The following is a 21,176-nucleotide window of genomic DNA, read 5'->3' on the forward strand; positions in this document are numbered from 1 at the left end:
TGCTGTGGTAGCATTTGCGCCCAGTCTCGCTGACGTAGTGCGAGAAGGATGTGGCGGAATCGACTGTGCTGTTAATTATTGATAATTACGACTCTTTTACTTACAACCTCTATCAGTACTTTTGCCAGTTAGGTGCAAAGGTTGAAGTGCACCGCAACGATGCCATCACCCTTGCCGATATCGATGCCATGGCGCCGACTCACCTCGTGATTTCCCCAGGACCTTGCACGCCGGATGATGCCGGTATATCCCTTGAAGCCATCGCACACTATGCAGGAAAGCTGCCTATTCTTGGTGTTTGCCTTGGGCATCAAGCCATGGCGCAGGCATTTGGCGCTCAGGTGGTGCGCGCGAGGCAAGTCATGCATGGAAAAACCAGTCCAGTGACACATCGAGGCATCGGAGTGTTTGAAGGGTTGAATCACCCCCTGACCGTCACGCGCTACCATTCATTAGTGGTAGATGCGGATTCTCTGCCCGATTGTTTTGATGTCACGGCATGGACAGAACGCGATGGTGTGTTTGATGAGATTATGGGGATTCGCCATCGCACCCTTGCACTTGAAGGGGTTCAATTTCATCCGGAAAGCATTTTGACCGAGCAAGGTCATCAACTTCTCGCTAACTTCCTTTCTTCTTCTGTCATGTCTTAGCCGTTGCTTCTGAGTTTGGGCGATAACCTTCCCTCTGTGATGCTTTGAGTTCTGACGCTGACGAGCAAAACGATCTGTATCACTAAATTTACATTTAAATCACGCGGTTTTCTCACCGTTCACAGTGAAACCTTATTCATCTTCAATCTTTCATCTTCGCTTTGTTTCCCACTAGGAAAGACACTCTTACCTCTTGCTCTATTAATCATTTTGCCGAAATTGCGCATAACTATGGCACTGTGATGAATTTACCCATCTTTACAGCCTAAGGGTTTGATATTTTCTGCTATTGATGTGGTTAACGAAATGTAAATACTATGCTTAAAGCAGAATCGACAGAAGGATATGAGCGATGACAGCCGGACATAAAGTAGAACGTAAATTGTTCGATGAAGTAATGGTGCCCTGTTATGCACCAATGACAATGATTCCAGATAGAGGCCAAGGCTCGCGCATCTGGGATCAAGACGATCGTGAATATATCGACTTTGCTGGCGGGATTGCGGTGAGCTGTCTTGGTCACTGCCACCCAGTGATGGTGAATGCGCTAAAAGAACAGGCCGACAAGCTGTGGCACCTGAGCAATGTGATGACCAACGCTCCCGCGCTGCGTTTGGCGAAAAAACTGACGGAAGTGAGCTTTGCCGAACGTGTGTTTTTTGCCAATTCCGGCGCAGAAGCCAATGAAGCCGCACTGAAGCTGGCCCGTCGCTGGGCAGTGGAAGAACATGGTCCAGAGAAAAGCGAGATCATCGCGTTTGCTCAAGGTTTCCATGGGCGTACTTTCTTTACGGTGACCGTTGGTGGGCAAGCCGCTTACTCTGATGGCTTTGGCCCGAAACCGGGCAATGTCACCCATCTGCCATATAACGATCTTGAAGCATTGGCTGCGGCCATGTCTGACAAAACGTGCGCCATTATGATGGAGCCTTTGCAAGGTGAGGGCGGTATTGTCACGGCAGATTCAGCCTTCTTGCAAGGTGTACGTGAGCTTTGTGATAAGCACCATGCATTGCTGATTTTCGATGAAGTGCAAACTGGCAATGGCCGTACGGGTACCTTCTATGCCTATGAGCAAACGGGGGTGACACCGGACATCCTCAGCACAGCAAAATCACTGGGCGGTGGCTTCCCTATTGGGGCCATGCTGACCACAAAAGCTCTGGCAGCGCACATGAAAGTCGGTACGCACGGTTCAACGTACGGCGGTAATCCACTGGCGTGTGCAGTAGCAGAAGCGGTCGTGGAAGAAGTGAGTAAGCCTGAAGTACTTGCTGGTGTGAAAGAGCGCGAAGGTTGGTTTCGTGACGGTCTTGAAGCGCTGAATGCCAAATACAATATGTTCAGTGAGATCCGTGGTAAGGGCTTGCTGATTGGCGCAGCTCTTAACGACAAATGGAACGGCCGAGCGCGAGACGTATTGCTGGCTGCAGGTGATGAAGGCTTGCTGCTGCTGGTAGCCGGTGCCAACGTGGTTCGCATGACGCCATCACTGGTTATTACCAAAGAAGAAGTAGAAGAAGGTTTAGCGCGTCTGGATCGTGCGCTGGCGAAACTGGCGGCGGCTTAATTGCCGTCCTGTTTTGACCATCCATTGCAGCAGGAGGAAGTAAGATGTTGGTAATTCGTCCCATAAAGAAAACTGATTTTGATGCGCTGATGCTGTGCGCCGTAGAGTCGGGTCACGGATTCACGTCGCTGCCGGTCAATGATGAATTGATCCAAGGCCGTATCGACCACTCGGTAGACAGTTTTGGCCGCGATGCCCAAGCGCCAGGCACCGAAGGTTACCTCATGGTTGCTGAGGACACTGAAACGGGAGAGATCGCAGGTACGACGGGTATTGAAGCAGCGATTGGGATGGACAATCCGTTTTACAGCTACCACATCAGCAAGGTGGTGCATCACTCACGCCGGTTAAATGTCCACAACGTGGTAGAAGTGCTGACCTTTGGCAATAACTACACGGGCGCGACAGAAATATGCACCCTGTTTTTACGCCCAGAGTTTCGTGGTGGTCTCAATGGTAAGTTGCTGTCGAAATGCCGCTTCTTGATGCTGGCGCAGTTCCCCGAAAAGTTCTCAGACGTGATTTTCGCTGAAATGCGCGGCGTGTCTGATGAAGAAGGTAACTCACCGTTTTGGAAGTGGCTGAAAGAGCATTTCTTTTCGATTGATTTTACGCTGGCGGATTATTTAACTGGCATTGGACAGAAAGGCTTTATCGCGGATTTGATGCCCAAGTTGCCGATTTACGTCAACCTGTTGAGTGATGAAGCCCGTGCAGTGATTGGTGAGGTGCATGAAAAAACCCGTCCAGCGCTGCGTTTGCTTGAAAAGGAAGGCTTCACGCGTCGTGGCTACGTCGATATTTTTGATGCGGGGCCTACAGTGGAGTGTCTACGTCAGAACATTGATTCTATTCGCCGCTCGTTCACTGCAAGGGTGAAGATTGCGGAGCACAGCAGTGCGCAGGATTACCTGATTTGTAACAGTGACTTTCAAAATTTTCGCGCCACGTCCGCCAAGATTGGTGTGGACGAAGAGCGCAATGAAGCGTTGATCAGCCAAGAAGTCGCCGATGCGTTGAGTGTCAAAAATGGTGATAACGTGCGACTCGTGTCGGTGTAGGAGTAGATGATGACACAATGGATTGATAACCAGCCCATCGCGGGTGATGGCGATATGTTTGATTCACTGAATCCGTTTAACAGTGAGTCAATATGGCAGGGACGAGCAGCCACATCTCCACAAGTGGAAGCCGCTGTGAGTTCGGCGAGAGACGCGTTTGCCACATGGAAGCACACCGCTTTCGCAGAACGTCAGGCACTGGTCGAACGTTTTGCCGAGAAGCTAAAAGAAAACAGCGAACACATGGCACAAGTGATTGCCGAAGAAACCGGTAAGCCACTGTGGGAAACCCGCACTGAAGCTGCTGCCATGGTCGGGAAAATTGCCCTTTCACTGCGTGCTTATCAAGAACGAACGGGTGAGCGCAGCAAAGATGTTGCTGGCACACAGGCGGTGCTACGCCATCGCCCTCTAGGGGTAATGGCGATATTTGGGCCTTACAATTTCCCCGGACATTTGCCGAACGGTCATATTGTTCCCGCGTTGTTGGCGGGGAATACCGTGGTATTTAAACCTTCGGATTTAACGCCAAAAACAGCAGAAGAAACCATTAAGCTTTGGATTGAGGCGGGACTGCCGAAAGGCGTGATCAATATGGTCCAAGGAGGGCGTGAAACGGGCGAGGCGCTGGCACAATCTAAAGGCATCGATGGTCTGTTGTTCACAGGTAGCGCTAACACAGGTCATATTCTGCATCGTCAATTTGCGGGAGAGCCGGGCAAAATGTTGGCGTTGGAAATGGGCGGAAATAACCCGATGGTGATTTCCGATCAATACGGCGATCTTGATGCCACCGTGTATACCATCATTCAATCCGCATTTATCAGTGCAGGGCAGCGTTGCACCTGTGCTCGTCGTCTTTATGTACCGAAAGGCGATCGCGGTGATGCATTGCTTTCGCGTTTGGTTGAGATGGCCAAAAACATCAAAGTGGGTGGTCAATTTGATCAACCTGCCTCGTTCATGGGGTCACAAATCTCTGTGCGCGCAGCAGAAGGCATTCTTGCTGCTCAGGGCAATCTCGAATCACTGGGTGGGCAGCCGCTTCTAAAAGCCCAGTTGCTGCATGATGCCGTCGTCACTCCGGGCATTATTGAAGTGAGCCAAGTGGCTCAATTGCCTGATGAAGAATATTTCGGGCCACTACTTCAAGTGGTGCGTTATGACTCTCTTGAAGACGCAGTCACGCTGGCCAATGATACCCGCTACGGTTTGTCGGCAGGGTTAATTTCAACCGATGACGCAGAATGGGCGTATTTTCTTGACCATATTCGCGCAGGTATCGTTAATCGCAATCGCCAGCTAACGGGCGCGAGTGGTGATGCACCTTTCGGCGGGCCGGGAGCATCAGGCAATTTACGACCAAGTGCTTACTATGCCGCTGACTATTGCGCTTATCCTATGGCGTCAATGGAAGGTGAGGATGTGTCCTTGCCTGATCAACTCAGCCCTGGGCTGTCGTTGTAACAAAAGATAAGTAACTACCGAACACTCAATGTAGGAGGATGTGATGGAGCGCGTTCAGGCTTTATTTGATGAGCTTTGGAAAGACTATATCGATAGGTTATGCCCGTCGGCAGCAAAAGTGCATGCGTTATTAGAAGAGGGCAGTCCGCTTCTCAATGACCACATCGCGTTGCGCACTTTTGCGTTACCCAAGGTGGGGCTAGATCGTTTGGCTGCGCCGTTTATCGCCATCGGTTATACCCCTAAAGGGGAGTACCATTTCAAAGCGAAAAAACTGTACGCGCGGCATTATGAGCATCCTAACCCTGATGCACCCAAAGTGTTTATCAGTGAGTTGCTGGTGGGACAGTGTTCCACGGAACTGCAGCAGGCTGTTCGTGCCTTGGTTGATCAGGTAGATGACACAGCACTTAATGATCCCGCGTTCTTGTATGGTGGTCGTTTGTGGGGCATTGACACGGAAACTTATCATCAGTTAGCGGCGGAAAGTGAATATGCAGGTTGGCTGTCTGCTCATGGCTTTGGTGCCAATCATTTCACGGTGAGTGTGAATCAATTGAGTACGCTCCATGACGTGTTGGATGTGAACCAATTGCTGCGAGAGTCAGGTTTTGCGATTAATGAATCTGGCGGTGAGGTGAAAGGGGGTCCGCAAGTGCGCTTGGAGCAATCGGCAACCATGGCGGACAAAGTGACGGTGCGCTTTAGTGATGAAGAACTGATGATCCCGGGTGGGTTTTATGAGTTTGCCAAACGTTACCCGTTACCGAACGGAAGCCTGTATCAAGGGTTTGTTGAGGCCTCGGCAGATAAAATCTTTGAAAGTACCGATAAGTAGGGACCGTTAGTGGCTCATGCAGTCGCTACTCCTGTAGCGATTGCCCATCGCGTGTACCGTTCGCCGATCTAATTGCGCTCTGATACCAAGTTTGATGGCCACTCTTCGTGAGAGGTCGGTGTTGATTTGCGTCCGTCATCACCGAGCATGCGCTGTAGCTGATAGTGAGACATACCAGCAAAGCCAGTCAATTCGATGCTGACCTGACCCCAAGGGACGACGGCAGGTGTCGTATTTATGCGGCTAAACGCTTGATGTTCCAAGTCCATATCGATGCTCCATCATCGCAAAAAAACGTTGCACGTAAATGTATACATGCTTTGCATTGAAAGGTAGCACTGGGAAAGGGGTTTTGTGGATTTTTTGACGTGATAGTGATCATGCTTAAACAAAAAAGCCACCATAATGGTGGCTTTCATTTCAAAGCAATAATGCTTAGCGAGTACCGTATACCACGATAGTTTTACCGTGTGCAGAAATTAGATTCTGCTCTTCCAGCATCTTCAGAATACGACCAACGGTTTCACGTGAGCAACCTACGATTTGACCGATTTCCTGACGGGTGATCTTGATTTGCATACCGTCTGGGTGAGTCATAGCATCTGGTTGTTTCGCCAGATTAAGCAGTGTTTGCGCGATACGACCAGTCACATCTAGGAATGCTAAATCACCAACTTTTTGGCTAGTGATTTGCAAACGACGAGCCATCTGAGAAGAAAGGCGCATCAGAATGTCTGGATTCACTTGAATCAGCTGACGGAATTTTTTGAATGAGATTTCAGCGACTTCGCATGGAGATTTAGCGCGAACCCAAGCTGTACGCTCCTGATCTTCCTCAAATAAGCCCAGTTCGCCAATGAAGTCGCCCTGGTTGAGGTAAGAAAGGATCATCTCTTTGCCTTCTTCATCCTTGATCAGTACAGCCACAGAGCCTTTCACGATGTAATAAAGCGTTTCAGCTTTCTCACCAGCATGAATCAGCGTACTTTTTGATGGGTACTTATGAATGTGGCAGTGTGAAAGGAACCACTCTAGTGTTGGGTCTGTTTGAGGTTTTCCTGGAACCATATCTCTCATTTCCTCTGCAGTTGTTGCCTGATGAGTCTTCCTTAGCCCACCGTCCTGCGGCACAAGTCCGTGGGATAGCATAAAGTGTCAACCGTCAGGCTACAAGCTCTCTGTTTGAGTCATTGAGTTTATCCTTTTTCCAGCACGATTTCTTGATTTTGATATGGACTTCCCCCCCTATTAAAGGCTAAAAACGTGGACAAGATCACGACACTGAAAGTAAACAGGAGAAATAGATGCGAGCAAGCGTCAAGTGGTGCGGAAAAGAGACGTTTTTAGGGCAGTCGAATTCAGGTCATAGCATCGTGATGGATGGGAATGGCGGAGAAAAAGCCCCGAGTCCAATGGAAATGGTGCTGATGGGGGCCGGTGGATGCAGCTCTGTCGACGTTGTTGCAGCGCTTAAAGCGGCTAATCAAGCAGTGTCATATTGTGAAGCCGAACTGACGGCAGAGCGCCGAGAGCAAGCACCGCGCTTGTTTACCCAGATCAATATTCACTTTGTGGTCACAGGTACCGCATTGGATGAAGCATTGGTGGCTTCTGCGGTCAAAGACAGCCTAGAGAAATACTGCTCGGTGTGTTTGATGTTGGGTGCCAGTATTGAAATGACCCACTCTTACGAGGTTCGTGAGGCGGCTTAATGGCGTGTTTGCGGTTTTGTTGGAAGTGACCATAAAACAAAGGAGGGCATGCCCTCCTTTTTTGCTATTGGCTGTTTATCAATGGATTGCCAAGATCTTCATACAGAAAAGGGAGGCTCTCGTGGGCTTAGCTTATCTTGCCCGTTTCGATTAACTGCTGAATAAGCGGTTGGATGATCAACTCCATGGCGAAGCTCATTTTGCCCCCAGGCACAACCAAGGTGTCATGCCGTGACATGAAAGAGCCTTGGATCACGGCCAGAAAATAAGGGAAATCCACTTTCTTGATGCCGCGAAAACGTATCACGACAAAGCTTTCATCAAGACTTGGAATGCCTTTAGCGTTAAGCGGGTTAGAGGTATCAACGGTCGGTACGCGCTGGAAGTTAATGTGTGTGCGACTAAACTGCGGCGTGATGTAGTTAAGATAATCGTCCATTGAGCGCACGATGGAGTCCGTCACGGCTTCTCGTGAGTGGCCGCGGTCGCGCGTGTCGCGAACAAATTTCTGAATCCACTCCAGGTTCACAATTGGCACCATGCCAATGAGCAAATCAACATGCTGAGCCACGTTAATTTCGCCGTCGGCAATACCGCCGTGAAGCCCTTCATAGAACATTAAGTCGTTATTCTCTGGCAAATCTTGCCATGCCGTAAACGTACCTGGCATTTGGTTATACGGCACTGCTTCATCAAACGTATGCAAGTAACGGCGGAATTGTCCCGTACCGTGTTTGCCATATTCATCGAAAAAGGATTCTAGTCTTGGGAAATCATTGGCTTGAGGGCCAAAATAGCTGATGTGACGACCCTGCTCTCTGGCCTTGCGAATTTCAACGTCCATTTCAGGACGCGTAAAACGGTGAAAACTGTCGCCTTCAACCCAGGCCGCGCGGATGTCCATCATATTGAATATCTTCCGAAATGCGTCGGAAGTGGTGGTGGTTCCTGCCCCAGATGAACCGGTGACTGCAATAATCGGGTGTTTTGCAGACATGACAAACCCTGTCAATTTTTAAAATGATGTCAAACAATTAACAGGGTGTAGCGTATTGGTCAAGCAGACGTTAAGCGCTGAGTGATCGCGCGTGCTTGATATCGACCGTTTCGTGTAACTCAGAATAGACCACCATGGCTTCTTTGTTCTTGAGCAGGACATAGACTTGTTCGACTTTTTCATCGAAGCTTGCTTCTTGCTCGCCATAGTCTGTGCCCTCGCGCAGCACAAAGTGCTCAACCAAGTTTTTCAGGGTCTCTTCTGGGATTTCTTGCCAAGGGATGATCATCGCGATACCTACAACATAAAACGGTGGCGGAAAGTGGCACTAAACACGATATCGGTGCTGTTATCGTGGTTAAACATGTTTTCTAGTGCCAACAATTCTATCGCACTGGTATCAAAAAGGTAGCGATAACCTAGCGCGAACTCATGAACGGGTGATGTGAGCTCTCCCAACTCCTTACTGTCAGTTTTAGCTTGTGAGATAAGGTATTCACCAATGAAGTCATGGTTTTCTCGCCATCGATACTGGTAGCTAATTCCTCCATTCATTCCGACGGACTTTACCGGAGCGAAATGTTGCTGTTTGTTGGGTCGATGCACCATCGCAATAGTCGCTGTTACGTGATGATTTTCTTGTTGGTAGGCGTAATTGACCTGCAAAGACTGTTCAAAAGACGTGTTGGTAAAAATGCCGTGGCTGACGCGATTGAAAAACAAGGTGACGCCTAGGCTAATGGCATGGTGCGTTGTGCGATAGAGGGTCTGTTCACCATAGAGGTTAATGGCGCTTAGCAATGGGTCGCCGACAAAATCTTCCATTGGATCGTTGTTGTCGCTGGGATAGTCGATATAAAAGCGGTTTTCATTGACCTCGGTGCGCCCATTTTGATCAATGCCAAAAACGCTGTGAAACTTTTCCGTCAGCCCATCTAGACGATTATTGGCAGCATAACGGTATTGATACCAAACACCGAACTTTGTCTCTTCACTGAGTGCATGCATGAAACCGAGCATGAATTGATTGTGGTAATAATCGAATTGATATTCTGGGGTATTCGCCCACACGCTTGCCATCGTTGCAGAGGCAAATACCTCCGTTTCATCCGCTTGCAAAAGCGTGGGGTCTTGCATGATGGGCGTTAACCCTGTGATTTGCAGTGGCGCTTGGCTTTGTGAAATGAGTGGCCCAAAGCGCATGGTATCGGCATGGGCACTGGGCACAAAGAAAGATATCGCCAATAGCGAAAAAGCAGTGCGAGATAATGTCATATTTCACCTCTCTCGCCCTGCGTGTTGTGGCTATTCTAAGTGCAGGGCTAACCAGCGTGGTACTTCCTTCTCAAGCCAAAACTCGGGGTGCTTGAGCGTACCTGACACGAAGCCAACATGACCGCCATACTCTGTTAAATGGTAATCAATGTTATCGGGCAGGTGACCGGTTGGTATCACTGCCTGTGTCATAAATGGGTCATCTTTAGCATGGATCACTTTCAGCGGTGTCGCAATGTCTTGTAAGACAGATAACCCACTGCATAGTTTGTAATAATCCTCCGCGCTTTTAAATGCATGGAGTGGTGCCGTGACGGTTTCATCGAACTGATACAGTGTTGAAATCTTTACTTTCTGACCACTTTTCCAATGACCGATTTCGGGGTGACGTTCGAGCTTTTTCGACAGGGTACGATTCATTGAACGCAGCAAGTAAGCCTGATAAACCTTGGAAAACCCGAGCTGGATGCGCGATGAACAAGCCGCTAAATCGAGAGGCGGGCTGATCACACAGCCGGCGTTAATCAACGGGTCATGGTTAAATTCGGCCAGATAGCGCACCAACATATTGCCGCCCAGTGACACGCCCGTTGCAACCCTAGGTACGTCGGGAAAACGGGTACTGATGTATTCCAGAACAAAGCGCGCATCGCTGGTTTCACCTGAATGGTAGCTGCGTGGCTGGCGATTAATCAGACCGCTACAGCCTCGAAAATGCATCATGACACCGAGCCAACCTTGTTGTTTGAAGGCGTTGAGCAGGCCATTGGCGTATGGGCTGTAAAAACACCCCGCTAAACCATGAAACAAGATAACCACAGGTTTGCCTTGGGCTTGTTCTGGTGGCTCTGTCCAGCACAGATCGAGAAAGTCACCGTCAGGGGTATCTATGCGCTGCCAGATCGGTTCAAACAAGGCTTTGCGTCTGACAAAGCGAGGCAACAGTGTTTGCACGTGGGGGTTACGTCCCCATTTCATGGGCTCGAAATTTTCAGTCATCAAGGTCACACTCACATCGCAAATTCGGACAGCGGGGGATTGGCTAGCAATTGTGCCAGCTGCTGGCAGCCGTTTTCCAGCGTTTCTCTATTGGGCGGCGCGCTCACTGCAATCCGCACGCAAGGTGGTGCAGAATACCCCGCTGGCACAAACAGCTCAGAGGATTTGATCTCCAACCCCTGTGCTTTACACGCAGTGAGGAATTCGCTCAATGACCATTCATCGGGGAGTCGTAACCAACCATGAAAACCATTGGGGTGAAAACGCAGATCCGCATTGCCAAGATATTGTTGTAGTAATGCCCAGCGTTGTTCCATTTCAGTACGGATAGTTTCTAAAATTCGGTTAGCGCCTCCATTTTCCAACAAAATCGACGCCATAGCGGTGAGCAAGGGACTGATCATCCAACTGTGATTTTGCAGTGCATTGACAAATTGCGGGTAGAAACGCTCTGGCAGATGCAGAAAACCCAAACGTAACCCTGGTGCCAACGTTTTCGCCATTCCACCTATATAAATCACATCATCTGGCGCCAGATTGACAAAAGGCTGCGGTCGCTCTCGCGGCAGCAATCCGTTCACATCGTCTTCGACAATCACCAATTGCTGAGTTTGACACACGTTAATCAGTGCCTTGCGACGAGATTCGCTCATGATGGCGGTGGTAGGGTTTTGCAGCGTTGGTGTTAAGTACACCATGCGCGGTTGATACTGCTGACAGGCCGCTTGCAGCGAGTCTGGCAACATACCTTCATCATCCATGTCCACAGGCTTGACAGTAAGTTGAAGTTGACGCGCGAGGCTCATTAAGCCGGGATACGTGAATTTGTCAGCGAGAATGGTATCACCAGCACGACAAAGGGTCAGTAAGCAAAGCTGCATGGCGTTTTGTGCGCCCGAGCAGAACAGTAAGCGGTTGGCGTCTGCAATCACAGAGTGTTGCGCTAGCCACTGCGACAGAATCTCACGGTGGCGGACAATGCCAGATGGTGGTTGGTACAGCATCAGATTATTCAATTCATTGGGGTGCGAAGCCAATTGCTGCAAAGCATCGGAAAACAAATCGGCGCGATTAATGGCTGGTGGTACGTTGTAGCCAAAGCTGGTGATCCCCAGACGTTCAGGGCTAGCAAAGGTCCAATGTGGTTTGTCGCTGTCACAGACATAAGTGCCCGCGCCGACTTTGGCTTCGACAATACCGCGTCGCTCGGCTTCGGCATAAGCGCGAGTGACGGTGCCAACTGTCACTCCGAGTGCATCCGCCAGTGCGCGATGCGTGGGAAGCTTTGTTCCCATCATTAATTCATGGCGTTGCACTTTGTCAGTGATCGCATCGGCGATTTGTCGATAAAGAGGTGCGCCCTGTTTATCCAACACAATATTCATGATTGTCATGGTGACAATAAACCTTTTGATTGAAAACTTGATCCCTGTTAGCGTGAATTCTGACCAATAATGGTGACTAATTCAACAAAACTGCATGGATTGTATCGATACAATGTGAGCGGGGAGACAATTCATGATGGAACTTTCATTTCTGGCAACACTGGCGATATTCGCTGCCACCATGACAGGCACACCGGGGCCAAATAATATGATGCTGACCGCCTCGGGGGCAAACTTCGGTTATCGTCGCACTGTTCCGCATCTTGTGGGTATTACGCTAGGTGTTGCCTCTCTCATCGCAGTTGTCGCTGGCGGGTTAGGGGTCGTGTTTGAAATGTTCCCATGGGTTCAGCAGGTGATGAAACTGGTGGCGAGCGCGTATTTGTTGCTTTTGTCATGGCGTATCGCCAATGCAGGTGCACCGAATCAGGCTGATTTGAGTGATAGACGCCCAATGACGTTGCTTGAAGGTGCCGCGTTTCAGTACGTGAACCCAAAAGCGTGGGCGATGGCAGTGAGCGCCGTGGGCACATTCACACTTGCAGGTGGCGATTACTGGTGGTCTGCCATGGTGATTGTACTGATTTTTATGGCGGTTGGTTTTCCGCTAACGTCACTTTGGGCTGGCTTTGGTGTCTGGGTAGGTAAAGTGCTGCCCACTGAAAGAAGCTGGATTGTGTTCAATCGCGTGATGGGTTTGTTAACCGCATCATGCTTGTTCTTCATTTGGGCGTAACGGAAAGCGGCGTTATTCCGTCAGGCCGTGCAGGCCTTTGGTCAAGGTTGGATACAGATAGCGGGCAGCGGGGTCGAGCTGTCCGCAATACATCTCAAGTGCTGAAGGGCCATTTTCTCGCCATGGTTGTTGATTGATGCAGGCGAGTAGCACTTGTTGTTGAAACTTTTCCAGCGTCAATTCGTAGTTCAGCATTTTTTGGTAAGCGCCGCGTGATAGCTGAGGTTTAAGATCACGTCGCATCAAGCGGTAGCGACCGAGTAGTGTTTCAGATTGGGTGATGGATTGACGAAGCGCAGCCAGCGAGGTGTTGGTCAGTGAAAAGCCTGCATCTTCTAGCCATGCCAATAGCAACGCAACATTGACGTTACCTTTGAACTGGTCTTGAAGTTTCAGGCAGGCATGTTTCACTTCCTGCTGACTGTAGTGTTGCAGGCAAAACTGCCACAGCCCATCGGCGGTGGCATTGTTTTTTAGCGGTTTTGGTGTGCCGCGTCCATCTCTTCCAGTTGTTCCTGAAGATCCATCCATTCCAGTTCGACCTCTTCCAGCGACGATTTTGCATCTGCTTGTTTGCGCAGTAACTCTGTCAGCTTATCTTTATTGGTCACTTCATAAATGGAAGTTTCCGCAAGGGCTGATTCTACTTCGGCGATTGTGGCAGAGTAGGTTTCAAGTTTTGTGTCCAGACTGTCAATTTTCTTGCGTATTGGTGCAGTCAAACGTCGGAACTCGGCTTCAAGGCGCTTTTGTTCTTTGCGCGCGGCTTGGGAGTTGGTGCTGACAGGCTTCGCATTTTCCGCTTGTTCCTGACGACGCTCGGCGCGTTGCTGTTCGGTGAGCCATTGGTGGTAGTCATTCAAATCACCGTTAAATTGCGACACTTGATGATCGTGAACCAGATACAAATCATCGGTCGTGGCGCGCAGCAAGTAGCGATCGTGACTGACAATAACCATTGCACCTTCAAATGATTGTAGCGCCAATGTCAGCGCGGAACGCATATCAAGGTCTAAATGGTTCGTTGGTTCATCGAGCAACAGCAGGTTTGGCTTTTGCCACACGATCAATGCCAGCACTAGGCGTGCTTTCTCGCCGCCAGAGAATGGGGCAATGATGTCCAATACCTTTTCGCCGACAAAGCCAAAACTACCGAGATAGTCACGTAATTGTTGTTCGGTTGATTTTGGGGCAAGGCGCATCATGTGTTGCAGCGGCGTTTCGTCGGTACGAAGTGTTTCAAGTTGATGCTGCGCAAAGTAGCCAATTTTCACGCCTTGTGAGTATTGAAGCTCACCTGCTTGTGCTGGCAGATCACCAGACAGAAGTTTGATTAGCGTTGATTTACCTGCACCGTTACGACCCAAGAGGCCGATACGGCTACCTGGCACTAAGTTTAGGTGAATTTTTTCCAAAATCAGCTTGTTAGGATAGCCTGCCGCCACGTCTTTCATCATCAGAATGGGATTTGGCAGGGCGCTCGGCTCGCGAAACTCGAAACTGAAGGGGTTATCGAATTGTGCTGGCAGTACCTTTTCCATGCGCTCCAGTGCTTTGATACGGCTTTGTGCCTGGCGTGCTTTACTGGCTTTGTAACGGAAGCGATCAATGTATGACTGCATGTGCGTCATTTGCTTTTTCTGCTTCTGATACATCGACTGTTGCAACATCAGTTTTTCAGCGCGCATGGTTTCAAACGATGAATAGTTACCGGTGTACTCGTTCAACAAATCGTTTTCGATATGAATGATGCGATTGACCACAGGATCAAGAAAATCGCGGTCATGGGAAATCAATACTAAGGTACCGCGGTAGTTTTGCAGCCATTTCTCTAGCCACATTACGGCGTCTAAATCGAGGTGGTTAGTCGGTTCATCGAGTAGTAAAAGGTCTGAGCGACAAAGCAGTGCCTGAGCAAGGTTAAGACGCATACGCCAACCGCCCGAGAACTGCGTCAAATTCCACTGCATTTGCTCTTGGCTGAAACCCAAGCCGTCCAAGAGCTCTGAAGCACGGGCTCGAATGCTGTAACCACCCACGGCATCAATCTTGTCGTGGATGACCGCAGCTTGGTGGCCATCATCAATCGCTTCAGCGTGACGCAGTGCTGCTTCTAGCGCACGGTATTCACGATCACCGTCAATGACGTATTCAACGGCTTCGCGCGCTAGGGCCGGTGTTTCTTGCGCGACCCATGCCAGTTGCCAACCACTTGGGAAGTTGCAGCTTCCTGCGTCGAGAGATAGTTCGCCTTTTAGCAATGCAAAAAGGGTAGATTTACCGCAGCCATTTTTACCAACCAGACCGACTTTATCGCCAGGGTGAATGGTGGCCGACGCTTGATTAAGTAGCGGTTTTCCGCCGCGAAGAAGCTGAATATCTGAGAGTGTGATCATGACAACTGACGGCCCCAGCCGTATGCTTTGAAGTAGAGAATTCTGGCGCAGTTATACCATAGGCCAGAAGTTTACTTAAGACGTGATCGCGTGAGGCGATGAAAAGATGCCATATTTACCGTATGGTGGAGAGGATACAGAGAGTGCCTCATGATAAGGCGTTTTGTGTCATCATAAAAAGACGATAAAAAATATTGCGTTAGTGCTTTTGCCTGTTAGATGCCGATGCATCACAGTGATATAGGAATTTGCTGCGAAATGGAAACCACAACGACGTCGCTTTTTCGATCAAAAGTGTTGGTCTTATTTGCTCATCCCGATCCGCATGAATCGGTGGCAAATAAGCGCATGGTTGATACTGCTCGTCAGTTCGAGCATGTGACGATTCACGATCTCTATGCCACGTATCCCGACTTTATTATTGACGTTCACCATGAGCGTGAGCTTTTGCTCGCCCATGATGTGATCGTATTTCAACACCCACTGCAAATGTACTCTTGCCCGTCACTGTTAAAAGAATGGATTGATGTGGTGCTTGGCAAAGGCTTTGCACACGGTGGCGGAAATGCGCTGGCTGGCAAGACCTGTCGATTTGTCGTCACGACAGGCGGTGCCGCTGAAGCATTCAGCCAAACCGGTTACAACAAGTACAGCATGGGAGAACTACTTCAGCCGTTTGAACTCACCGCGCTATTGTGTCAAATGCGCTGGGTTGAGCCTTTAGTGTTGCACTGGGCGCGTCGAATAGCCGATGACGATAGAAATGCACACGCAGAGTTATACGCAGATTGGCTGTGTCATCCCGTGTCGGAGGTGGTGTGATGGAGCATAACTTCCTTCTCGATGCACTTATCTTCCTTGTGGCTGCCGTCGTTGCTGTGCCGCTTGCACAACGCCTTGGGATCGGATCTGTGCTTGGTTATCTTATCGCGGGTGTGGTCATTGGCCCTTGGGGACTTGGCCTTATCAGCGATGTGGAAGCCATATTGCACTTCGCCGAATTGGGCGTGGTATTGCTCTTGTTCCTCATTGGTCTTGAATTGAACCCGAAGAAGTTGCTGCAAATGCGCAAGCCGATCTTGGGGTTGGGCGGTAGTCAGGTGATGATTAGCGCCGTGGTTATCGGCTTGGTGGTTGCAATGTTTGGCGCCTCTAACGTGGATGCCTTAATTGTTGGGATGGGGCTTGCCCTTTCGTCGACCGCTATTGCCATGCGCATCATTGAAGAGCAACGCATGATGCGCATTGAAGCCGGGCAATCGGCATTTGCGGTGCTGCTTTTTCAAGATATTGCGGTGATCCCTATGCTAGCTGTGTTACCGGCATTAGCCGGTGGCGCCAGCGGCAGCTGGCTCGATGTGGTCATTATGCTCGGTGCCGTTGTCCTTTTGCTGGTGGGCGGACATTACTTGTTACGACCCTTGTTGCGTTGGGTCGTGATGAGTCGCGTAAAGGAAATGTTTACCATTGCCGCCCTCTTGCTGGTAATCGGGTTTGCGCTTGGTATGCAGGCGTTGGGCTTATCGATGGCACTGGGTACGTTCCTCGCGGGTGTGCTGCTGGCCGAAAGTGAATATCGCCATGAGCTTGAAATTGCCATTGAGCCATTTAAAGGCTTGTTACTCGGTCTGTTTTTTATCGCAGTCGGTATGGCCGTCGATTTGGGTTTATTACTCGAATACCCGATTGAAATATTAAGTGCCGTTGTGGCCTTGATCAGCGTGAAAGCCGCCATCATATATGGATTGGTTCGCATGTTTGGCGGCAGCGCGAAATCGAGAAGTCAGGTGGCGCTTCTGCTCAGTCAGGGCGGCGAGTTTGCATTCGTACTTTTCACCGCCGCACGTGGTGAAGGTTTGCTAGACCCTGATCTCAATGCTTTCTTGTTGGTGGTCGTAAGCTTGTCGATGATGACAACACCCATCTTGCTGATGCTGCAAAATAAATGGTTTGCTCGCACCATTAATGCAGACGTGTCGTTGCCAGAAAACGAACAGTTTGATGATGAAGGTGGGCGCGTCATTATCACCGGGTTTGGCCGATTTGGGCAGGTGGTCGGGCGTTTGCTATTTGCCAACAAAATTAAACTGACAATCCTTGAGCGAGACCCGTCGCAAATCGCTTTGCTGCGTAGGTTTGGCTATAAGGTGTATTACGGCGATGCAACACAGCTGGACTTGCTGCGTGCTGCTGGCGCTGCATCCGCCGAAGCAATTATCATTTGTACGGATTCGCCGGAGGAGGTGATAGAAATTGTGACGATTTGTCAGCATCATTTCCCTAACCTCAAAGTGTTGGCGCGTGCTCGAAGTCGTGTTGAGGCGAATCAATTGCTCGGCCACAATGTGGACGGCTTTGCGCGAGAAACCTTTTTAAGCGCGCTGGATTTAGGTAAACAGACACTGATCGCCTTGGGTATGCATCCGTATAAAGCAAAACGAGCCGAAGCCTTTTTCCGAAAGTTAGATGAAATGCGTTTGCATGAAATGCAGCCTCATCACAGTGATGATGTATCGGCGGCGTCAAGAACGAAAGAAGCCCGTTTAGAGCTGGAAGAGTTGTTCGACCTCGAAATGAAAGGGGATACAGAGCGACACCAAAGCTGGAACAGGGAATAATATCAATCGCCGATTATCATGGGATAAACACGGCTGATTTGGCGCTGTGATTGATGGAATAAGTACAAGGACTGACATGAGTAAGAAACGTTTTATTGCTGGCGCAACCTGCCCCTCATGCAAAGAGAGTGACACGATGCGCTGGTGGCAAGAGCATCACGTGGAAATGGTTGAGTGTGTTAAGTGTGGCCATACTGACCGCCGCTCACCAATAGCATCGGAAGCTTCTGAGTCAGATCCAAAGCAAGAAGATGGACAAGTGATAGGGATATTTAAACCGCAGTGATAGTCGTAGCGAACAGTTTTCTGTATTATCGGCGCCGAAATAAGCAGGTGGCCATGATGCAAACTCGCTATGGCAGCACCCAGACTTAAATAACCGCTTCCGGAGTAAAGATGAAAGTCACTAAAGACGTGGTAGTAAGCATTGCTTACCAAGTGAAAAACGAAGACGGTATCGTGGTTGACGAGTCAACACAATCGAACCCATTGCAGTACCTTCAAGGTCACGACAACCTGATCATTGGCCTAGAAAACGCGCTGGAAGGCCGCGAAGTGGGCGAGAAATTTGAAGTGACTGTTACGCCGGAAGACGCGTACGGTGAGCACATGGACGAAATGGTTCAGCGTGTTCCTGCTGATGTGTTCCAAGGCGTTGACGAAATTACTGTTGGCATGCGCTTCCTCGCGGATACGGACCAAGGTCCAATCCCAGTAGAAGTGACTGAAGTTGATGGCGACGAAGTTGTTGTTGACGGTAACCATATGCTGGCTGGTCAAACGTTGACGTTTGACGTTGAGGTAATTGAACTACGCGAAGCAACAGAAGAAGAGATCGCTCATGGTCATATCCACCAAGAAGGTGGTTGTGGCGGTCACCATGATCATGACCACGAAGGTGGTTGTTGTGGCGGCGAAGACAAAGGCGACGACCACGAATGTTGTGGCGGCGGCGGTTGTGGTTCTCACTAATTGCTGAATGCCTGAGGTCGACTGACTTCTGATTGAAACGCCGCTTGGGAAACCGAGCGGCGTTTTTTTTATTCGTTTTGTGAAAAGAGAAAAGCGCTTTACTTCAACATCATCAAGTTCTTTAATTGGCCACTTAACCTCGAATCTTAAACGCCAAGGAACTTCTGATGCCTCAACCTTTCTCTATTGCTATTCACGGCGGTGCTGGCACCATCGAACGTAGCTTGATGACGCCAGAACTTGAGCAAGCTTATCGTGAAGCACTACGTCTATCTGTGCTGGCTGGTCATGCCGTATTAGTGTCAGGCGGAAATGCGTTAGATGCCACGGTTGCTGCCGTCACGGTGATGGAAGACAGCCCATTATTTAATGCGGGTAAAGGTTCGGTGCTCACTCACGAGGAAACGGTGGAGATGGACGCTTGCGTGATGAATGGACAGAATCTGGATGCGGGTGCAGTGACGCTTATTCGTCATATCAAAAATCCGATTCAGCTTGCCCGCGATGTCATGCTCAAAAGCCCTCATGCCATGCTGGCGGGGGATGGTGCAGAAGCGTTTGCATTTAAAGAATGTGGGTACGACTACACCGAGCAGGATTACTTCTTTACGCCGCGCCGTTACAACGAATTAAAAGTGATGAAAAAAACCGGCGGCGTGGCACTGTCAGAAGCGCGTTATCCCGATGAAAAAAAACATGGCACTGTGGGTGCAGTAGCGCTCGATAAAAACGGTAACCTGGCAGCAGCCACAAGCACTGGCGGTTTAACCAACAAGCGCTGGGGGCGCGTGGGTGACACACCTATTGTTGGCGGTGGTAACTATGCGCGCAACGGCAATGTGGCGGTTTCTGCAACGGGTATGGGCGAGTTGTTAATGCGCTGCACCGTGGCTGGTGATATTGCAGGACGCATGCAATATGGAGATGCCTCGATAGAGCAGGCCTGTCGCGATGTCATACACGGCGATTTTCTTGATCTAGGTGGTGAAGGCGGTGTGATTGCGGTTGACGCAAACGGTAAGGTTAACTTTGAACTGAACTGTGCAGGGATGTACCGAGCGACAGTTGACGAAAGTGGAAATGCGCTGGTGGCGATATTTGCAGATGAGGCGTTGAGGGTTGAGAGTAATAGCTAGGCCCTAGAACCTGGGGAGAATCGCTTGGTTCTTCCTCATACCTAGGACCTGTTATTGCCACACCCCACTCTAATAATGCGGTGGCGGCGTTTCTTCATCCATGCCCGCAATGTTAGCCGGTTCCATAGAACGTAGTTTGGAGACCAAAAACGCAATTTGCGTATTCATTCGGTCAATCGCCTTTTGATGGGCAGTCACTGCGTCATTGAGTTCTTCAATGGTGTGCTCTTGAAACGCCTGCTTGATTTCAAGATCTTCAATGTGCTTTTGTAGCTGTTGTTCAAATTCGGTCATGGTGTTTTCAATCTTCCTGCGCTATCCAAGCTTGTGCGATACCGGCTGATGTGCCAGAGATGACGCGTCCGGTTGGATCAATCGCCACATCATACACCACTGCACTTGGCGGCCGAGTATTTTGTTGCTCTACCGCCAACCAACGACCGAGATTATAACCCGTCCCCGTGTCCCAATATTCTATTCTTCGCGCGGGTGTTCCCGTCACCAATTTACTGCCATCGTCTGAAAAGCGGGCGGTGGTAAAGTTAGGGTAGCGGTGGAACATCTGCAGCTCGCTTATTGCCTCGCCCGTTGAAAGATCCCAGATGATGGCCGTGTCATCGCCGTCCGCGGAGAAGGCATATTTTCCAGTTCGGTGCAGTTCAACGCGTGTTATACGGTGGCTATGTGCAAATGTATTGATGATCTGCCCGGTTTCAGTGCTCCACAAATAAGCATTGTGGTCATTGCCGCCTGACAGGGCATATTTTCCATTGGGCGAGAGAGAGACACTGTTTACTTTTTCTTTATGAGCAAGGAACTCTAAGCGTCTTCCTGTGCCTAAGTCCACGAACAAGGCTTTGCCGTTTGACAGTGCAAGTAGGATTTTCTGGCCGTTGTTGCTGATGTCTAGGCCACGGATGATCCCGTCTGATATCGACCAAAGGCCTTCTGCTTGTCCCCATGCCAAATCCCATACTGCAAAGTTTTGCGATGTGGCAGAGACCGCATAGCGATTGTTGTCAGAGATCTGACTGGCGATCACTGTGCTCTTATCTGGGTCTTGATAGCCAAAATCAGCAAGTTGCTTATTTTGCATTAGGTCCCAGAGAACGATACCTTTTTCAGTCGATGCTATGAGGGCAAAACGCCCATCTCGGCTGAGACTGAAACTGGTTACGCCATCAGGATGAAGCGCCCAACGCTGGGCTTCACGCGTAGAGTGAAAGCATCCTGAAAGTGCTAACAGTGTCAGAAATAAGCAAATTGTGCTGACGAATTGTCGCATCACGCTTGTGTTCCTTATCTTGGACCCCTATAACGTCGAGTATATTGATCGTTTCGGGCTTTCGCATTTTTATCGC

At 49.7% G+C, this 21,176-nt stretch carries 23 protein-coding genes; 12 read left to right on the forward strand and 11 right to left on the reverse strand.

What is annotated here, in order from left to right:
* Nucleotides 1-65 precede the first annotated feature (65 nt).
* The 5 genes from ACED36_RS04860 (at nt 66) to ACED36_RS04880 (ending at nt 5,589) form a co-directional block, all read left to right on the forward strand.
* Nucleotides 66-653, forward strand: a complete 588-nt coding sequence (locus ACED36_RS04860) for an aminodeoxychorismate synthase component II (protein WP_026023778.1) — start codon at nt 66-68, stop codon at nt 651-653.
* Between the two features lie 352 nt (nt 654-1,005).
* The gene (locus ACED36_RS04865) at nt 1,006-2,223 is read left to right on the forward strand and encodes an aspartate aminotransferase family protein (protein ID WP_016961978.1); all 1,218 of its coding nucleotides are present in this window, start codon (nt 1,006-1,008) and stop codon (nt 2,221-2,223) included.
* A gap of 44 nt (nt 2,224-2,267) precedes the next feature.
* Complete coding sequence (gene astA / locus ACED36_RS04870; RefSeq protein WP_017002703.1) at nt 2,268-3,284, forward strand: arginine N-succinyltransferase; 1,017 nt, start codon at nt 2,268-2,270, stop codon at nt 3,282-3,284.
* Between the two features lie 9 nt (nt 3,285-3,293).
* Nucleotides 3,294-4,751, forward strand: a complete 1,458-nt coding sequence (gene astD, locus ACED36_RS04875; RefSeq protein ID WP_016961980.1) for a succinylglutamate-semialdehyde dehydrogenase — start codon at nt 3,294-3,296, stop codon at nt 4,749-4,751.
* A 43-nt stretch (nt 4,752-4,794) separates the two neighbouring features.
* Nucleotides 4,795-5,589 carry a DUF1338 domain-containing protein gene (locus ACED36_RS04880; protein WP_017007161.1) on the forward strand — a complete coding sequence of 265 codons (795 nt, stop codon included), beginning with the start codon at nt 4,795-4,797 and terminating at the stop codon, nt 5,587-5,589.
* Nucleotides 5,590-5,657: 68 nt separating this feature from the next.
* On the opposite strand, the gene ACED36_RS04885 is transcribed toward ACED36_RS04880, so the two are convergent.
* Both ACED36_RS04885 and crp read right to left on the reverse strand, forming a co-directional pair.
* Nucleotides 5,658-5,858 carry a hypothetical protein gene (locus ACED36_RS04885; protein WP_017007162.1) on the reverse strand — a complete coding sequence of 67 codons (201 nt, stop codon included), beginning with the start codon at nt 5,856-5,858 and terminating at the stop codon, nt 5,658-5,660.
* A gap of 166 nt (nt 5,859-6,024) precedes the next feature.
* The gene (crp, locus tag ACED36_RS04890; RefSeq protein WP_016961983.1) at nt 6,025-6,657 is read right to left on the reverse strand and encodes a cAMP-activated global transcriptional regulator CRP; all 633 of its coding nucleotides are present in this window, start codon (nt 6,655-6,657) and stop codon (nt 6,025-6,027) included.
* A gap of 236 nt (nt 6,658-6,893) precedes the next feature.
* On the opposite strand from crp, the gene ACED36_RS04895 reads away from it, so the two are divergent.
* Nucleotides 6,894-7,301 (forward strand): OsmC family protein, encoded by a 408-nt coding sequence (locus ACED36_RS04895; protein ID WP_016961984.1) that lies wholly within the window; start codon nt 6,894-6,896, stop codon nt 7,299-7,301.
* A gap of 127 nt (nt 7,302-7,428) precedes the next feature.
* Here ACED36_RS04895 and ACED36_RS04900 read toward each other — a convergent pair whose 3' ends face one another.
* The 5 genes from ACED36_RS04900 to ACED36_RS04920 all read right to left on the reverse strand — a co-directional run bounded on the left by ACED36_RS04900 (nt 7,429) and on the right by ACED36_RS04920 (nt 11,966).
* Complete coding sequence (locus ACED36_RS04900; RefSeq protein ID WP_016961985.1) at nt 7,429-8,298, reverse strand: phosphoribulokinase; 870 nt, start codon at nt 8,296-8,298, stop codon at nt 7,429-7,431.
* Between the two features lie 70 nt (nt 8,299-8,368).
* Nucleotides 8,369-8,587, reverse strand: coding sequence for a YheU family protein (locus tag ACED36_RS04905; RefSeq protein WP_017002705.1), 219 nt, complete (start codon nt 8,585-8,587; stop codon nt 8,369-8,371).
* 8 nt (nt 8,588-8,595) lie between these two features.
* Nucleotides 8,596-9,573, reverse strand: a complete 978-nt coding sequence (locus ACED36_RS04910) for a DUF3187 family protein (RefSeq protein WP_016961987.1) — start codon at nt 9,571-9,573, stop codon at nt 8,596-8,598.
* Nucleotides 9,574-9,603: 30 nt separating this feature from the next.
* A complete protein-coding gene (locus ACED36_RS04915) occupies nt 9,604-10,572 on the reverse strand; it encodes a hydrolase (protein WP_016961988.1) in 969 nt (322 codons plus the stop codon).
* A gap of 11 nt (nt 10,573-10,583) precedes the next feature.
* The gene (locus tag ACED36_RS04920) at nt 10,584-11,966 is read right to left on the reverse strand and encodes a PLP-dependent aminotransferase family protein (protein WP_371732862.1); all 1,383 of its coding nucleotides are present in this window, start codon (nt 11,964-11,966) and stop codon (nt 10,584-10,586) included.
* Between the two features lie 124 nt (nt 11,967-12,090).
* Between ACED36_RS04920 and ACED36_RS04925 the strand changes: the two genes are divergently transcribed.
* On the forward strand, nt 12,091-12,693 hold the full coding sequence (locus tag ACED36_RS04925) for a LysE family translocator (protein ID WP_016961990.1): 603 nt from the start codon (nt 12,091-12,093) through the stop codon (nt 12,691-12,693).
* A 12-nt stretch (nt 12,694-12,705) separates the two neighbouring features.
* Here the strand turns inward: ACED36_RS04925 and ACED36_RS04930 are convergent, their stop codons facing one another.
* Both ACED36_RS04930 and ACED36_RS04935 read right to left on the reverse strand, forming a co-directional pair.
* Nucleotides 12,706-13,224, reverse strand: a complete 519-nt coding sequence (locus ACED36_RS04930) for a TIGR02444 family protein (protein ID WP_371732863.1) — start codon at nt 13,222-13,224, stop codon at nt 12,706-12,708.
* Nucleotides 13,167-15,089, reverse strand: a complete 1,923-nt coding sequence (locus ACED36_RS04935; RefSeq protein WP_371732864.1) for an ABC transporter ATP-binding protein — start codon at nt 15,087-15,089, stop codon at nt 13,167-13,169. The genes ACED36_RS04930 and ACED36_RS04935 overlap by 58 nt, the downstream gene beginning before the upstream one ends.
* Nucleotides 15,090-15,347: 258 nt before the next feature.
* Between ACED36_RS04935 and kefG the strand changes: the two genes are divergently transcribed.
* The 5 genes from kefG to ACED36_RS04960 all read left to right on the forward strand — a co-directional run bounded on the left by kefG (nt 15,348) and on the right by ACED36_RS04960 (nt 19,815).
* Nucleotides 15,348-15,911: a glutathione-regulated potassium-efflux system ancillary protein KefG gene (gene kefG, locus ACED36_RS04940; RefSeq protein WP_016961993.1), complete on the forward strand. Its 564-nt coding sequence runs from the start codon at nt 15,348-15,350 to the stop codon at nt 15,909-15,911.
* A complete protein-coding gene (kefB, locus tag ACED36_RS04945) occupies nt 15,911-17,707 on the forward strand; it encodes a glutathione-regulated potassium-efflux system protein KefB (RefSeq protein ID WP_016961994.1) in 1,797 nt (598 codons plus the stop codon). The genes kefG and kefB overlap by 1 nt, the downstream gene beginning before the upstream one ends.
* Nucleotides 17,708-17,783: 76 nt before the next feature.
* Nucleotides 17,784-17,993, forward strand: coding sequence for a YheV family putative zinc ribbon protein (locus tag ACED36_RS04950; RefSeq protein WP_016961995.1), 210 nt, complete (start codon nt 17,784-17,786; stop codon nt 17,991-17,993).
* Nucleotides 17,994-18,103: 110 nt separating this feature from the next.
* On the forward strand, nt 18,104-18,679 hold the full coding sequence (slyD, locus tag ACED36_RS04955; protein ID WP_016961996.1) for a peptidylprolyl isomerase: 576 nt from the start codon (nt 18,104-18,106) through the stop codon (nt 18,677-18,679).
* 167 nt (nt 18,680-18,846) lie between these two features.
* Nucleotides 18,847-19,815, forward strand: coding sequence for an isoaspartyl peptidase/L-asparaginase family protein (locus ACED36_RS04960; RefSeq protein WP_016961998.1), 969 nt, complete (start codon nt 18,847-18,849; stop codon nt 19,813-19,815).
* A gap of 69 nt (nt 19,816-19,884) precedes the next feature.
* Here the strand turns inward: ACED36_RS04960 and ACED36_RS04965 are convergent, their stop codons facing one another.
* Together ACED36_RS04965 and ACED36_RS04970 are read right to left on the reverse strand one after the other, a co-directional pair.
* Entirely contained in the window at nt 19,885-20,109 is a 225-nt protein-coding gene (locus ACED36_RS04965; RefSeq protein ID WP_016961999.1) for a SlyX family protein, read from the reverse strand.
* Between the two features lie 7 nt (nt 20,110-20,116).
* Nucleotides 20,117-21,100, reverse strand: coding sequence for a WD40 repeat domain-containing protein (locus tag ACED36_RS04970; RefSeq protein ID WP_371732868.1), 984 nt, complete (start codon nt 21,098-21,100; stop codon nt 20,117-20,119).
* Nucleotides 21,101-21,176: the final 76 nt, after the last annotated feature.

The organism is Enterovibrio sp. FF113 (assembly GCF_041439165.1).
GTDB lineage: Bacteria > Pseudomonadota > Gammaproteobacteria > Enterobacterales > Vibrionaceae > Enterovibrio > Enterovibrio norvegicus_A.

Coding starts and splice junctions, on each gene's coding strand:
- ACED36_RS04865 (WP_016961978.1), top strand. CDS start 1,006: ATGACAGCCGGACATAAAGTAGAACGTAAATTGTTCGATGAAGTAATG.
- astA (WP_017002703.1), top strand. CDS start 2,268: ATGTTGGTAATTCGTCCCATAAAGAAAACTGATTTTGATGCGCTGATG.
- astD (WP_016961980.1), top strand. CDS start 3,294: ATGACACAATGGATTGATAACCAGCCCATCGCGGGTGATGGCGATATG.
- ACED36_RS04880 (WP_017007161.1), top strand. CDS start 4,795: ATGGAGCGCGTTCAGGCTTTATTTGATGAGCTTTGGAAAGACTATATC.
- ACED36_RS04885 (WP_017007162.1), bottom strand. CDS start 5,858: ATGGACTTGGAACATCAAGCGTTTAGCCGCATAAATACGACACCTGCC.
- crp (WP_016961983.1), bottom strand. CDS start 6,657: ATGGTTCCAGGAAAACCTCAAACAGACCCAACACTAGAGTGGTTCCTT.
- ACED36_RS04895 (WP_016961984.1), top strand. CDS start 6,894: ATGCGAGCAAGCGTCAAGTGGTGCGGAAAAGAGACGTTTTTAGGGCAG.
- ACED36_RS04900 (WP_016961985.1), bottom strand. CDS start 8,298: ATGTCTGCAAAACACCCGATTATTGCAGTCACCGGTTCATCTGGGGCA.
- ACED36_RS04905 (WP_017002705.1), bottom strand. CDS start 8,587: ATGATCATCCCTTGGCAAGAAATCCCAGAAGAGACCCTGAAAAACTTG.
- ACED36_RS04910 (WP_016961987.1), bottom strand. CDS start 9,573: ATGACATTATCTCGCACTGCTTTTTCGCTATTGGCGATATCTTTCTTT.
- ACED36_RS04915 (WP_016961988.1), bottom strand. CDS start 10,572: ATGACTGAAAATTTCGAGCCCATGAAATGGGGACGTAACCCCCACGTG.
- ACED36_RS04920 (WP_371732862.1), bottom strand. CDS start 11,966: ATGACAATCATGAATATTGTGTTGGATAAACAGGGCGCACCTCTTTAT.
- ACED36_RS04925 (WP_016961990.1), top strand. CDS start 12,091: ATGATGGAACTTTCATTTCTGGCAACACTGGCGATATTCGCTGCCACC.
- ACED36_RS04930 (WP_371732863.1), bottom strand. CDS start 13,224: ATGGATGGATCTTCAGGAACAACTGGAAGAGATGGACGCGGCACACCA.
- ACED36_RS04935 (WP_371732864.1), bottom strand. CDS start 15,089: ATGATCACACTCTCAGATATTCAGCTTCTTCGCGGCGGAAAACCGCTA.
- kefG (WP_016961993.1), top strand. CDS start 15,348: ATGGAAACCACAACGACGTCGCTTTTTCGATCAAAAGTGTTGGTCTTA.
- kefB (WP_016961994.1), top strand. CDS start 15,911: ATGGAGCATAACTTCCTTCTCGATGCACTTATCTTCCTTGTGGCTGCC.
- ACED36_RS04950 (WP_016961995.1), top strand. CDS start 17,784: ATGAGTAAGAAACGTTTTATTGCTGGCGCAACCTGCCCCTCATGCAAA.
- slyD (WP_016961996.1), top strand. CDS start 18,104: ATGAAAGTCACTAAAGACGTGGTAGTAAGCATTGCTTACCAAGTGAAA.
- ACED36_RS04960 (WP_016961998.1), top strand. CDS start 18,847: ATGCCTCAACCTTTCTCTATTGCTATTCACGGCGGTGCTGGCACCATC.
- ACED36_RS04965 (WP_016961999.1), bottom strand. CDS start 20,109: ATGACCGAATTTGAACAACAGCTACAAAAGCACATTGAAGATCTTGAA.
- ACED36_RS04970 (WP_371732868.1), bottom strand. CDS start 21,100: ATGCGACAATTCGTCAGCACAATTTGCTTATTTCTGACACTGTTAGCA.